This window comes from Argonema galeatum A003/A1 (assembly GCF_023333595.1).
Lineage (GTDB): Bacteria > Cyanobacteriota > Cyanobacteriia > Cyanobacteriales > Aerosakkonemataceae > Argonema > Argonema galeatum.
Genome location: NZ_JAIQZM010000002.1, coordinates 51,068 through 64,548, shown reverse-complemented (window position 1 = coordinate 64,548; position 13,481 = coordinate 51,068). Strand labels below are relative to the sequence as shown.

General features: G+C 41.3%; 14 protein-coding genes. 3 read left to right on the top strand and 11 right to left on the bottom strand.

Annotation, left to right across the window (positions count from 1 at the left end):
* Position 1 precedes the first annotated feature (1 nt).
* The 11 genes from LAY41_RS03625 to LAY41_RS03575 form a co-directional block, all read right to left on the bottom strand.
* A complete protein-coding gene (locus LAY41_RS03625; RefSeq protein WP_249094197.1) occupies positions 2–811 on the bottom strand; it encodes a class I SAM-dependent methyltransferase in 810 nt (269 codons plus the stop codon).
* Positions 812–873: 62 nt separating this feature from the next.
* The gene (locus LAY41_RS03620) at positions 874–1,911 is read right to left on the bottom strand and encodes a glycosyltransferase family 2 protein (RefSeq protein ID WP_249094194.1); all 1,038 of its coding nucleotides are present in this window, start codon (positions 1,909–1,911) and stop codon (positions 874–876) included.
* 266 nt (positions 1,912–2,177) lie between these two features.
* On the bottom strand, positions 2,178–3,089 hold the full coding sequence (locus LAY41_RS03615; RefSeq protein ID WP_249094191.1) for an NAD-dependent epimerase/dehydratase family protein: 912 nt from the start codon (positions 3,087–3,089) through the stop codon (positions 2,178–2,180).
* 431 nt (positions 3,090–3,520) lie between these two features.
* Entirely contained in the window at positions 3,521–4,651 is a 1,131-nt protein-coding gene (locus LAY41_RS03610; protein ID WP_249094189.1) for a glycosyltransferase family 4 protein, read from the bottom strand.
* Positions 4,614–5,495, bottom strand: coding sequence for a class I SAM-dependent methyltransferase (locus LAY41_RS03605; protein ID WP_249094187.1), 882 nt, complete (start codon positions 5,493–5,495; stop codon positions 4,614–4,616). Before LAY41_RS03605 ends, LAY41_RS03610 begins: the two co-directional genes overlap by 38 nt.
* Positions 5,496–5,521: 26 nt before the next feature.
* Complete coding sequence (locus LAY41_RS03600) at positions 5,522–6,787, bottom strand: ABC transporter ATP-binding protein (RefSeq protein WP_249094185.1); 1,266 nt, start codon at positions 6,785–6,787, stop codon at positions 5,522–5,524.
* A gap of 125 nt (positions 6,788–6,912) precedes the next feature.
* Positions 6,913–7,788: a glycosyltransferase family 2 protein gene (locus LAY41_RS03595; protein WP_249094183.1), complete on the bottom strand. Its 876-nt coding sequence runs from the start codon at positions 7,786–7,788 to the stop codon at positions 6,913–6,915.
* Positions 7,789–7,826: 38 nt separating this feature from the next.
* On the bottom strand, positions 7,827–9,170 hold the full coding sequence (locus LAY41_RS32545; protein ID WP_249094181.1) for a B12-binding domain-containing radical SAM protein: 1,344 nt from the start codon (positions 9,168–9,170) through the stop codon (positions 7,827–7,829).
* A 104-nt stretch (positions 9,171–9,274) separates the two neighbouring features.
* Positions 9,275–10,099 carry an ABC transporter permease gene (locus LAY41_RS03585; RefSeq protein ID WP_249094179.1) on the bottom strand — a complete coding sequence of 275 codons (825 nt, stop codon included), beginning with the start codon at positions 10,097–10,099 and terminating at the stop codon, positions 9,275–9,277.
* Positions 10,074–10,289: a hypothetical protein gene (locus LAY41_RS03580; RefSeq protein ID WP_249094177.1), complete on the bottom strand. Its 216-nt coding sequence runs from the start codon at positions 10,287–10,289 to the stop codon at positions 10,074–10,076. The genes LAY41_RS03585 and LAY41_RS03580 overlap by 26 nt, the downstream gene beginning before the upstream one ends.
* Before the next feature lie 148 nt (positions 10,290–10,437).
* Positions 10,438–10,803 carry a CU044_2847 family protein gene (locus LAY41_RS03575; protein ID WP_249094175.1) on the bottom strand — a complete coding sequence of 122 codons (366 nt, stop codon included), beginning with the start codon at positions 10,801–10,803 and terminating at the stop codon, positions 10,438–10,440.
* Between the two features lie 53 nt (positions 10,804–10,856).
* On the opposite strand from LAY41_RS03575, the gene LAY41_RS03570 reads away from it, so the two are divergent.
* The 3 genes from LAY41_RS03570 to LAY41_RS03560 all read left to right on the top strand — a co-directional run.
* Entirely contained in the window at positions 10,857–11,312 is a 456-nt protein-coding gene (locus LAY41_RS03570; protein ID WP_249094172.1) for a caspase family protein, read from the top strand.
* 107 nt (positions 11,313–11,419) lie between these two features.
* Positions 11,420–12,844: an ATP-binding protein gene (locus LAY41_RS03565; protein WP_249094171.1), complete on the top strand. Its 1,425-nt coding sequence runs from the start codon at positions 11,420–11,422 to the stop codon at positions 12,842–12,844.
* Positions 12,845–12,871: 27 nt separating this feature from the next.
* Positions 12,872–13,481, top strand: a 610-nt coding sequence (locus LAY41_RS03560) for a WD40 repeat domain-containing protein (protein ID WP_420840299.1), incomplete at its 3' end; no start/stop codon positions are given.

The following is a 13,481-nucleotide window of genomic DNA, read 5'->3' as shown; positions in this document are numbered from 1 at the left end:
ATTAGCTTAGCTTTTGAGTATATAACTCTCCGCAATTTTTGGGAAACATGAGAAACCATTCTTGTGTAGCCGGGCGATTTTCACACATTAACTCTATAATTTGCTTGGTCACTAAACTATTTATAATACCCTTTTTTAAGGGAAAATCTTCTAGATCGCGGTCTTTCGTAGTATAAGTTTCTATCTCATGACTTGCTTGGAATCGCTGCCAAATTATAGAAGAGCATTGCTCGCTCAAAAAATTATGTAATTCCACAAGAATTACGGCTTTTTTTAAGTTGGCAATCATATCGGGATTTAACAGTTCTATTTCTGAGCCTTCTATGTCAATTATAATTAATGTTGATAAATCTTGATTTAAGGATGCGAGCAAATCATTTTCTTGGCAAATTCCCAAAATTTTTACTCTATCTAATACTGCGTTATTTTGACTCAACTTGAGAATCTGAGGGTGCTTGTTCCGATCTGCCTCGAAAGCATAGACAACTGCTTCCGGCCATTTTAGTGCCGTACCTACGGCATAGTAACCTTCTCCTGCACCCACATTAATGATTAGGTCAAAGCGATGCGCTTCTATCCTTTTAATGGCCGAATCTATCTCCAATTCGTAAGTACCAAGAATTTTAGGCAAATCAGGATTTTCCAAGGTAAATTTCATGCCTTTAAAAGGGCCAGATAACACTCTCCCGTTAGCAATCTTTAAAATTACTGATATTATCAAACTTTTGACAGGATGGCTCAGCGGACGTAATCGATCCCTGATACTTAGAGGTAACCAATCTCTATAATAATTCAACAGACTTGCTTTCATAATGTTGATGCGATTTCTATAAAGAGCAGGTTTTTTTATCCACTTGATTAACTTGGCGCTGACTATGATAAGTAGGAACGTCCTACCGATTTCATAAGCCAAGAATATATTTTATAGCCAAAGACAGCTTTGATAAGCATCTTCCAAAAAAAAGGCCAGCGTAGCAGAGTTGGCCTGACAAATAATGCAGCGAATAAATTACCGCTCCCATATGGTTGTTTACTATTGTTCAAGGAATAGATAATTGTGTAATCTTCTACATCCATTCTATAAATCATACGCTGAATCCAAGGAAGTTGCGCCGATTCCGCTAAAGCTATTTGACAAAACTCGGAAATTCCACCTTCATAACCTTTCAGAGTTTTGTTGTTTCCATGCAGCTTATCTTTCGACCAAATTTCCTGGACATAAATTTGTTTTGGTTTTTTGCTAAGAGCTCTCAGAAAAAATTGATAATCCATTAACATATAAAGGTTTTTCTCTAAGAGAAAACAATCATCTGCCAGAGCTTTGTCAACAAAGACATCAGCTTGAGTGAAACTGCAACCGGCAACCCAAAATTTAAGATAACCTTCAAAATCAGTCGGCACCGAATAAACTGTTTCTTCACGACCATCATTGTAGACAGCCACACAGCCTCCTGCAATCAATCTATAACCGTTTAAATAATACTCGGCTACTTTTTGTAGTGCTGAAATAGTGTAATTGCAATCCGCATTCAACCAAGCAAAAATTTTTCCAGTACACAGTTGAAAACCTTTATTGATAGCATCTGTCTGCCCTTCATCAGGTTCGCTTACCCAGTAAGTCAAATACTTTTCATACTTATTGATAATTTCAACTGTATTATCGGTAGAACCGCCGTCAATGATAATGTATTCTAAATTTGGATAACCTTGCAGCAGTACAGAACGTATTGTTTCTTCAATAAATCGACCATAGTTATAACTAGGGGTGACGATGCTCATCCTGGGCCATTCAGAACCATCAGGCATTCGCTCTGGCAATGGTAGATTTTCTTCAGTCCAAGGCCATCCGGTTTTTTCTGGGGGTGGAGGAGGTATATCTTTTAAAGTTAAACTATTAGTAATAATGGGCATATTTGACCTATTTTTGTTTTTGGCTAGTCAGATTGAACAGCCTCCAGACCTCAAGCCACATTCTATCCGCTAAGTCAGAACAATCTCTGTAATTTTTTTATCTTCCATTATTTTACTACATTATCCCTCTAAAAGCAATACATAGAGTACTAATTCTTGTAGGCCATCGCACTCCAACCTGAATTATTACATATTTTTTGTCACTCCACAATACACTTTATGTATCATCTGTCACCCCCAGCGTTCAGCCCGTATAATAACACAAACTATTGTCTGCCGCTTTGTATTCTTCTAATTCCTTCTCTAATACCTACCTTGGCTTTCCATCCCGGTAATAAATCTCCTTTGTTCCACGGTACCATCACTTCCCGATCGCGATAAGGTCTACCACCCCATCTAATAGCTAGCTTTATCCCTGTTTCTTGTTCAAAAACTTCGACAATTTCCTTTAATTTTAACGGTGAACCTGTCGATACTTCATATCTTTCGTGCCCGCGAAACTCTCCGTTTTGCAAGCGCGATGCTGCTACCATATATGCCTCAACAACATCATCAACATACACCATTTCTATTAACTGTTCGCCGGGAGGCATAGGCAACTCTTTTGATTGCCTTGCCGTTTTTTCTAGCAAGGTAAATAGCTTTTCTCTGGGATCGTTTAGCCCGTATGTATCGAAGAGTTTCAGAGTGATAACTTGCAGTGGTGTTGTTTCTACATAAAACTGAAGTATTGCTTCAAAGGCTTGTTTAGTCGCCGCATATAAACAAACCGGACTGTAATCCTTATTTTCGTAATGCTGCCATGACGTGCCTGTGTTTAGCAAATGATAAATTTTATGCGCTATCATCGCCTCAACTAACTGTGTAGAAAAAGTGATATTGATCTGCAACATAGACACAACATCTCCTGGTGTATGTTGCGCCAAGAATAGCGATGCCAAATGAAATACAACCCTTGGCTTGACTGACTTAACAATGGCAAACAACCCCTCTGTCGTGCCGTCATGAATATGGACGGTGATGCTATCTCGGACAAGCTGTAGCTGTTGCAGGGTAGAGTTGGGACAAATAATTATATGTACCCGCCAGCCAGACGCTACCAGGTGATGTGTTAAATGTGACCCTATAAAGCCAGTAGCACCAGTTACAAGGGCAATATTGGATGACTGCTTAGCCACGATGAGTAGCTTCCTCTGTGTAACGAAAGGGACTCAAGAAATCGGCAAAGGCGACTAATATCATGTCCAGAGAGTATCGGTTGCGTAAGGGTAGGGCGAAGCATATGCCTGACGGCAGGCTATCGCCTACGGATATAATATCTTGGCCTATCTGTTTTAATTTGTATGTGGGACATAATTTTTCTCACTAATTATAGCAACCGCCTTGGCGGTTAGGGCAACTCCAACTCTTACCTCTGGTTCATAATCCCTTACGGAGTAACCTTTTCCCTCTTCCCTCTTCCCTCTTCCCTCTTCCCTAGCCCCTAGCCCCTAGTCCCTAGCTATACTTTATATTTTTACGCTTCTATTCTCCTATTTAATTTAGACTAAAAGGTATTTTAAAGTATTATTGAGCAAAATCATCGTATTTCACGTTCATCGCTTTTAATTTATTTTATACTTACAGATCGATAAACATCCAGTGTTTGTGCAACGGTTTTTTCCCAGGTAAACGCTTTTGATCTCTGACATCCTTTAGCAATTAAACGATCGCGTTCTGTTGGATTATCGAGCAGGAAAAGCAGGATATCTGCTAACTCACTGGCCGAATCGGGGTCAAAAAGCAAGCCTGCCTCACCTACTACCTCTGGAATGCTGGAGCAGTTGGAAGCAACTACAGCAGTTTTGCAGGACATAGCTTCGAGAGGAGGAATGCCAAAGCCCTCATATTTAGAAGGATAAACTAAAGCGACACTACAACGGTAGAGCTTTGCTAAATGAGTATCTGTCGCATACTCGTAATGCACAACGTAGTCCCACAATTTAAGCTCGGCAATAAGTTTTGCTTCTGCCTTATTAATATATGGCCCAACCACACAGAGCATAATATCAGGTCGAACAGATACAACTTTCGCAAAAGCTAACAGTAACCCATCAAAATTCTTGTAACTGGTGCGGTGGCCTACATAAAGATAGTAGGGTCGATCGGGAACTGGCTCGGAACCATAAGAAAGGCTGCTATCAATGTCAGCTGCTAAATAAGTAACATTTATTTTATTTTCTGGCAATGAATAGCGCTCAATTAAGTCTTTTTTTGTATTCTCAGAAATGCAGATAATTGCTTGTGCTGACACAATAGCTTTTTGCTTTTGCCTCCTCAAATTTCCATAAGGATCTAGTTGCTCTGGAAAAATTTCATCAATCATATCCCATACAGTTATGACGACAGGAAATTGATATTTATTCAGATCCTGTCGAGTGAGCAAGGAATAGTAACTTGGATGAAAAACATCAAATTCATATAAGCCCGAAAAAAATCTAAAGTAATATTTTTCTATCCAGTACGACAGTCTCCCAGGTCTAAATCCGAACCTAGCATACTTAAACGTTTTCAAGTTTGGATGAGCCGGATACGTAATTTCATGATTTTGGTACTTAGTCGCGATAGTCAGGTAAGGGGAAAAACTCTCTGGCAGTCTGCTGATTATATTGTTGAAGTATTTGTTTATCCCACCAGTAGCCTGACCTGCATATACTTGTCCATCATATAGAATACGCATTACCTTTTTTTCCTTTGACACATAAGAAAGAATAAAGTCTACCTGGATTGTTGCAAGACCTAGATAACCGATATCGATAAAAGCTTTGAGTTATAGAAATATTTATAAGCAATGAAGCAACTACTTTTCCTAACTTCCTTTCCAAGGCATGAAGCAACCAGTTTCTTACTTCAAGATTAGATGCAGGAAAGTGATTTATGACTGTATCGAAAGGAGCAAGGCATTTTAATATCTTAAAACCTGACTGTTCAAGTACCGTTTTATAAAGCTCTAAAGAATAAGCATTCTCTCCTCCGTGCATTTTGTGTAGTATATGGCTTTCCAGAAATAGCTTTAATTGCTGCTCATCATTAACAACGTGTTCTCTAGTTGCCAGTAGAAAACCTCCCGGCTTTAACACCCTTGAGCATTCAGCAATACCTTTGCCTAAATCAGTGAAGTGATGTAGAGCTTGACGAGCATAAATAATATCAAAAGTAGAATCGGAGAAAGGTAGGGATTCCGCAAAAGCCTGTGTAGTTAATATGGAACTGTTGCTTACCTGTGCTGCTAACCTCTTAGTTGCTACCAGTCCGACGTCTTCACTAGGGTCAGGATCTACAGCATAAACCTCATGACCCCTAGACGCAAAAGCATAAGAAGCAATCCCATTACCACAACCAATATCAAGTATTTTTAGCCTTTTATGTGTTCGCTCTAGCTGTAAAATTTTTATAACTTCTGTAAACTCTTCACTTGATGAGAAACGTTTAGCAGCAGCTAGATTATCTTCATCCAAATAACAAAGATTAACTGCTTCTGCCAGTTCTGGCTGTTCCCGCATCCAACGAACGGAATCTTCGTAATTTACTAAGTTTTTAATCACAATCTATTTCCTTTGTTTTAATTTAGTTACATTTCCCAGGAACAGTCAGCAAAAATACAGCCGTAATCTCCGCCTTCATACATAGCAAATTCAGAACCTATGTCAACAACAGTGAATATACAAGCTTCTTCTATAATATCTATTATACTAATATTAGGTATATGAAATGCGATCGTAAAATAGTATTTACCAGGTGTTATAAGTTTCACAGGTATCTTCATTTTTGCCGTCATTTCTACATGATTATTTATATACCCCAACTTGTTGTTCACTTTAGTCTGGCTTGTGAATATTTTACGATTTTGTATATCTTTTAAGGATACGCCCATTACCACATCTTCTATCCACCTTCTAACCAAAAAACTAATTTTTAATACGATCTGCTCTGTATGGCCAAATTCTGACAAGGGAACATCAAGACTATTGACTGTTTTAGCTTGTGTAATATAAATCTCCTTTTCTATCTTACCTAAGTCTGAACGAATAAAGGTATTAGTCTGATTAAAAGTTGATTTTTCTAAATATAAAGATATGACTTCCTTGGCTTCTCCTTTTTTTATTACTTTCCCTGTCTCTAAAAAAATTGCTTCGCTACAAAGTTGAGCCAGCATACCCATTTGATGACTTACAAATAACACTGTTCTCCCTTCTTTCCCTACCTCTCCCATTTTACCCAAACACTTTTTTTGAAATTGGGCATCGCCCACCGCCAATACTTCATCTACCACCAAAATTTCTGGTTCTAAATGGGCAGCTACCCCAAATGCTAGCCTTACGTACATTCCAGAAGAGTATCGCTTTACCGGAGTATCTAAAAACTTTTCTACCTCAGCAAAAGCCACAATTTCATCAAACTTTTTTTTAATATCAACTTTGCTCATTCCCAGTATAGCTCCATTGAGATAAATATTTTCTCTGCCTGTAAGCTCTGGGTGAAATCCCGTACCCACTTCCAACAAACTGGCTACTCGACCTTTGATACAAATACGTCCGGTAGTAGGTTCCGTGATACGGCTTAAAATTTTTAATAGGGTTGATTTGCCTGCGCCGTTGCGACCTATAATACCGACGCGATCGCCCTGTTTAATCTCAAACGATACATCCTTCAAAGCCCAAAATTCTTCATAAGCTGGGCTAGGATCTTTTTTGCGAAAAGGTTTGAGCAAATTTAGACTTAAAGACTTTGCTCCTCGTACCATTGACTCCCGCAAAGTCTTATAAGGCACTTGCTGCTGATGCCCGATCACGTATTTTTTACCCAGATTTTCTACGCGGATTACAGTATCAGACACGCCCTCAATTCCTGCCTAAATTACACTGGCTAACCTAATTTGTCTAGAGCGACTTTAAATTTTTCGCTTAGTCTTTCCAAGCAATGCTTTAACTGCGCTACATTTTGTCTTGCCCCCCTGTATCTTTATCCTTCCATAGTTTTTCTTCCTTGATTTTTTGTTTCTAGTAGTAACTTAAAATTACGGTACGTTAAATACCAAGGTACTAACAGATCCAACCATATAAAGTGGTAATTTTTATTTTGTTTTAAATCTCGATATAGCAGAGATACCAAAACTCCTTTTAAATGCACAAAGTAAGCATTGTGCAAAAACCATTTGAATGTAATATCTTTATAGGTGGGATAGCTGAATCTTAAGTATCTCCAGTACGTATCCAAAATAGAAGGAATACTGTCATGGCGAAGATGGTTAACAATTGCACCTGGTTCATATACAGCCTCGTAACCTTTCTCGTTGATTCGCTTTGACATATCTACATCCTCTCCATTGGTTCTTAACTTCTCGTTAAACCATCCCACCTCTTCTACTACAGATTTGCGTACAAGACTGTTGTTGCCATACATGAATGGAGGGTTATACAAACGATTATCTCCCCAATCTTGAGTCATGTGTACTTTGCGCCACCGATCGGCCCATGACTCCTGTATAGCCTCCACCAACCTACCACCTGCTACTGCAATTTTTTCGTCTTCTAACAAGGGTACTAAGTTTTCAAGCCAATGAGAATCTGCTACACAATCGGCATCTAAAGATGCCACCAATTGATTGCTTGCACTCCGCAAGCCTGTATTGCGGGCGGCGGAAAGTCCTTTATTAACCTCATGCCTGACAATTCGCACTGGGTATTGAGAAGCAATTTCCACAGTTCGATCCTGGCTACCATCATCGATCACCAAAATTTCATCTACTGGGTGTGTCTGATTTAATATTCCCTCAATACAACGCGCAATATAGTTTTCTACATTGAAACTGGGAATGTATAGTGAAATTTTTGGCATCGTATCTTTCATCCTGCTAAACGATCTCCAGCCTCAGACTAATTTCTTCTTAGCTCCTCCACTAAAACTTGCATTTTTTTGCTGCCGTCTACTTGTCGTTTGTAATTTGAATCTATCGCAGCTCCCTCATACTTTTCCAGCTTGCCCTGTTTCCGTAGAGTATAGAGTGGAGTTCCCTCAATTTCAGCAGTTCCTGATTCTTGGAAGCTATCAAAGGGCAGAGAAGCTATGAAGCGTTTTGTGTCCAGCATTTCCTCCTTCGTTTCTCCCGGTAAACCATAAGTGAAAGTGCCGTGAACAGTCATCCCGATTTGCTTTAATTCGCGAACTATCTGCGCGGCATACTCCAGATCTAGGTGCTTATTGACGATCTTGTCTACCACCCGTTGATTGCCACTCTCAAACCCTAACTTGACGCCAAAACAACCGCTTTCCTTCATCAACTTCCACGTTCCCATTTGGATAGTATCAGCTCGACACATAGCTGACCAAGGAATGCCAATCCGAGCCATGACTTCGCACATTTTCACCACATGGCTGTTGCCCAAATTAAATGTATCGTCGTCGAAGTAAATGCACTTATATTGGAAGCGATCGATTAATTCTCGAATGAAAGCTTCCATGTACTCTGGTGAGTAGTGGCGTACTGTTCGCGTTTTGGTACCGTCTGGGTCGTTACCAGTCATAGCCGCAGGCCATACGCAAAAGATACACTTGAACGGGCATCCACGACTGCTCCAAATCTGGGCATGAGGGGCTACTTGCCCAACTGGATTGCCGTCCCAGTAACGGTAGGCGTGAAGTTCATCAAAATAGGGAAAGGGCGCTGCGTTCATTTCTGCTAAAGTTAGCAGGTCAAAGTCAATAATTCCAGACTCTCCTTTGAGGACACGCACGCTGCCTTTTTCGTATTCACCTCTAATGCAGGCGTGAACGGGATAATTATTGAGTATTTCTTCTGACTTAATGGTTGTAATCGGTCCTGTTACTACAATTTTAGTTTCTGGCAGACGTTTGTGGATTTGCTCGATCAATAAGCGATCGTGTTCCCAACTTGGTGTGGCAATTTCAATGAATATGTACTCGTATCTTTCCTCTTCTAAGTTCTTAAAGTAAGTGTTATACGATTCCCGTAAAGCAATACTGTCACGGAAACGCACATCATATCCCGTCTCCTTTTTGGCATAAGTTGTGGCATATCCCATGAAGAATGGGTAAGGTAGGTATTCGCCAAACTTAAAATTATCTGGGCTACAGTTACTCAGGTAGGTAAAAGGCCATCGCGAACCTGCTCTTACGCCAACACGCCAGTATTTTTTCCAGAACCAGAACCTCCCTTCTTTTTTTTCCCACCACGGTGGATTGCTAAATAAAACTTTCACGATATTATTCTCCTTTTGTTTACCTTAAATGAACATATTTTTTTGTTTCCGGTCAACCAGTATCGATTGGTTTTTTTTAACTATTATTTTTCCTCTTTTGCTGCCTAAATTACGTCAGCAAACGTGCGTTCCGTTTTTCGGAAGTACCAGACCCCACTGGCAAATAACAAGGCGACCAATGCTAATGATAAGGTGAATCCCGGCCAGTAAAGCTTGAACTCTCCACCCAATATAGCCCAGCGAAAGCCGTCAATCACCCCCACCATTGGATTCAATGAATAAATCATACGCCATTGTTCTGGCACAATGCTACTGGTAAAACCGACTGGCGATATATACAGACCAAACTGCACGATAAAGGGTACGATGTAACGAAAATCTCTGTATTTTACATTTAGCGCTGCCAACCATAAACCTGCACCCATTGCTGCTGCAAAGGCAATCAAAATAAACAGCGGTAGCATCAAGATACGCCAATCGGGCACGAAATTGTACCAGGCCATCAGCGCCAACAAGATTATGCCAGAAACCAGAAAATCTACAAAACTCACAATGACTGCGGAACCAGGGACAATTAAGCGAGGAAAGTAGATTTTAGAAATTAAATTGGCGTTGCCGATTAGGCTGTTGCTGCATTCCGAAAGCGCATTGGCAAAGAATTGCCAGGGTAGCATAGCTGCAAAAACCAGGATTGGATAAGGGACACCTTCTGATGGTAACTTGGCTAGCTTACCAAATACCACCGTGAAAACAACCATTGTTAGAAAAGGTCTAATTAAGGCCCAGGCAATGCCGATCGCAGTCTGCTTATACCGTACCACAATATCCCGCCAAGCTAGGAAGTAAAATAACTCCCGGTAGCGCCACAAGTCTTTCCAGTATTGCTTTTCGGTGCGACCCGCCTCAATGATTAACTCTGATTGACTCATAAGTGCGATGAATGGCAAGTAACAATTTTGACGGGTAAGGAAAGTCGCGTTTAGCACGCAGGGGGAGGGATATTTGGCTGGGCCACAGAGCGATCGATCGCGTATCTTCAGTACCGATAGGCTTCATAGCTTCCATTTCGGACAAGGAACGGCTTAAAGTCTGAGTATTGTTGAGTCTTGTTTGACTCATTAGGTTTCCGTATCCCACACTTAAGATAGCACCCTTGGCAAGGTGATCGACTCCATTAAACCCAGATCTCGCACCAATCTCCCACCAGTCAGGGAATTAACGATCCTGGCTAAGTTCACAGCTTACTTAGAGTTTCGGCACATCTATCTTAAGGAGTATTTTGGCTTTTTTGAAGATCTGGGAACTTACACTTAACCTCAATTTCAAAGTTGCTCTCTGCTGAACCCTCTGTCAAAAAGGGAATCCCAGTTTTGCCACCCAGTTTAATGCCAAATTTAATAGTAACTTCTTCAACTTCCGCATCGGTAAAATTTTTGAACGCCCCCAGTGCAAATTTGGCGTAGTTGCGAATTTTGTCTTGAACGTCCTGGATGTTGACTGTGGGTATATTTATATCTCGGTATACAGGTTCATCCTCGTCTGACTTCGGCACATCGGCGTCTGTCTTGGACTGGATATAAAGGTCGTACTCTGTACCGTCGTCTTTGACAATTAGGCGTTGGACTTCTGACATCAGTAGCTTTGGTGCATGGTGTTATGTTGGTAAGAATACTCTAAAACGTCCGTATGGCTAGATATGCCCTGGTGATTGGTATAGCAATATATGATAACTTTCCCAATCTCACGAAGGCGGCTACAGATGCAGAGGCAATTGCCCGACTCTTAGAAAAACACGGCAAGTTCCAAGACGTGAAACGCTTTCCAGCACGGTGGATCAAGGATGAAAGCCGCTTTGAGGTGGCGCTGGATAAGCCGCTAAAGAGTAACGAACTGCGGGAGGCGCTGAAAACCTTTTTGCTGGAACAGGCGCACAAGCAAGAGGCGCTGATTTATTTTGCCGGACATGGGTTTGAGGTGGCAAGTTGGACTGGTGAGAAAGAAGGATATCTGGCCACCTCGGATTGTACCAGCAACGGGCAAAACGCTATTCTGCTGGATGATTTCAACGTTTTGATCGGAAAATCGGATCTCAGCAATTTGGTGGTGTTGCTGGACTGCTGCCATGCTGGATCTATACTATAGCGCTACGCGCTGGCGTATTTACAAATAGTGAATTGAATCTATGTGTAGCTCAATGTCGTCTATTCTAATCTGTAACTATACCAGCGCGTATCGCTATAGAACGAAAAGTGCTGGATGATAGCCTGAAAGCTTTTGGGCAAAAGGATTATTACCTGATTGCTGCTTGTCGTGCGTTTGAAAAAGCGCGTGAGGATATCGAACACGGTGTTTTTACGGGGGCAGTTCTGAAGGGATTGGGGGATGATAATGCTGATGAGGATGGGCGAGTTAGTGGCGATCGCCTTTTTGACTTTATCACATCAGAACTCAAGGGCAGCGGTCAAGAACCGATTCGCATGGCGTGGGGACGTTCCATTACTTTAGTTCAATATCCGCCGAAACAGACGGTAAAGGTGGTTAAGGAAGATTGTCCCTATCAAGGATTAAGGTATTTTGAGGAAAAACAGAAGGATTTCTTTTTTGGACGGGAGAAAGTCGTCCAGTTGCTATGGCAAAAGCTGGGAGAAGGGAATTTTGTGCCGATTATTGGCGCGTCGGGGAGTGGCAAATCTTCCGTAGTTCGGGCAGGTTTGATTCCTAAATTAAAGGAAAATGGCTGGGAATTGTTAGCGGAACCGATTTTGCCCGGTGTGGAACCGTTGGCGGAATTGAAGCGGGCTTTTAACGGTTGGTTTGATCGATCGCAATTGCCAGAAATCTATTCTCTCATGGAAAGGGCTGGTTTACCTGCCGTAATTGAAAGATTACCCGGTTCAAAGCGATTGTTGTTAGTGGTAGATCAATTTGAAGAGGTGTTTACCCTTCGTTCTCAGGATCAAGATGAACAGACACGCCGATTTATTGAATTGCTGACCAAAGTAGCAGAGATTCCCGACCCGCGGTTGGCAATAGTGACGACAATGCGGGCGGATTTTCTGGAATATTGTTTAAGTTATGAGTCGCTGACTCGGTTGATTCAAAATCAAGCGGTGTATATGCCGCCTTTGTTGGGGGCAGAATTAGAAGAGGCGATCGCAAAACCTGCTAATCTTCAAGGTTATCATCTGGAAAGTGGTTTGCTGGGAGAGATTTTGGATGAAGTGGGGAAGGAGAAAAACTGTTTACCTTTGTTGCAGTTTGCGCTGACGGAACTTTGGGAGAAACGCGACAACCAAAAGCATCAGCTAAGTTTAGAACAGTATCGGGTGCTAGGGGGAGTAACTGGGGCGCTGAACCGTCACGCGGAAAAGGTTTATAGATATAAGGATTTTCAGAAAGATTTGCCGCAGTTGGAGAGAACGGCGGAAGAACAGGAATGGATTAAGCGGATATTTTTAAGATTGGTGCGAACGGGTGAGGGGGAAAAGGATACTAGGCAAAGGCAAACCAAAGCTAAATTGTTGGGTATTGCTAAGGATAATTTAGCGGATGGGCAAGTTATTAATAATGTTTTGGATGAGTTGATTTGCGGACGATTGTTAGTTGGTGGAGAAGAAGGGGTTGATTTAGCCCATGAAGCTTTGATTGAAGGTTGGCAAAGGTTTGTAGAATAACGGCAGGAAAGTTGGGAACAGCGAAGATTGATTGACCGAATAAATGAGGCTTTCCGAGAATGGGAGAAACAGCCAACTGATGATAATTTAATAATGGGTGGATTGCTAGCACAATCGCGAGAAAAATGGCTAGAATTGGCATCAAATTTAGATGCAAACGTTAGCAATTTTTACCAGCAAAGTAATATTCACGAACAAGACCGAATTACTGAATTACAACAAGCACTTACTGAATCAAGGTTACGAGAACAGGCGGCGAGAGTGCTGAATTTATTGGCTGTTGAACCGCTAGAAGCTTTAGTTTTGGCAATTCAAACAATGGGTGAAAATGCAGAGAAATTGCCACAAATTCTCCCCCCAGTCCAGACGGCAATGCAAAGAACAATGGAAACAGCCAGAGAGTCAATTCCTTTTCAAGGACATAAGAGTTTTGTCTTTTCTGTTGCCTTTAGTCCCGATGGGCAACGAATTGTCAGTGGTAGTGATGACAATACAGTGCGGTTGTGGGATCTCCAAGGTAATCCGATTGGTTCACCTTTTATGGGGCATGAAGATTTTGTCACTTCTGTTGCCTTTAGTCCAGATGGGGAAATGATTGTTAGTGGCAGTGGTGACAAGACATTGCGGTTGTGGAATT

Excerpts from the sequence above, each read along its gene's own strand:
- LAY41_RS03625 (WP_249094197.1), bottom strand. The coding sequence starts at position 811 with ATGAAAGCAAGTCTGTTGAATTATTATAGAGATTGGTTACCTCTAAGT.
- LAY41_RS03620 (WP_249094194.1), bottom strand. The coding sequence starts at position 1,911 with ATGCCCATTATTACTAATAGTTTAACTTTAAAAGATATACCTCCTCCA.
- LAY41_RS03595 (WP_249094183.1), bottom strand. The coding sequence starts at position 7,788 with ATGCCAAAAATTTCACTATACATTCCCAGTTTCAATGTAGAAAACTAT.
- LAY41_RS03585 (WP_249094179.1), bottom strand. The coding sequence starts at position 10,099 with ATGAGTCAATCAGAGTTAATCATTGAGGCGGGTCGCACCGAAAAGCAA.
- LAY41_RS03580 (WP_249094177.1), bottom strand. The coding sequence starts at position 10,289 with ATGAGTCAAACAAGACTCAACAATACTCAGACTTTAAGCCGTTCCTTG.
- LAY41_RS03575 (WP_249094175.1), bottom strand. The coding sequence starts at position 10,803 with ATGTCAGAAGTCCAACGCCTAATTGTCAAAGACGACGGTACAGAGTAC.
- LAY41_RS03570 (WP_249094172.1), top strand. The coding sequence starts at position 10,857 with ATGGCTAGATATGCCCTGGTGATTGGTATAGCAATATATGATAACTTT.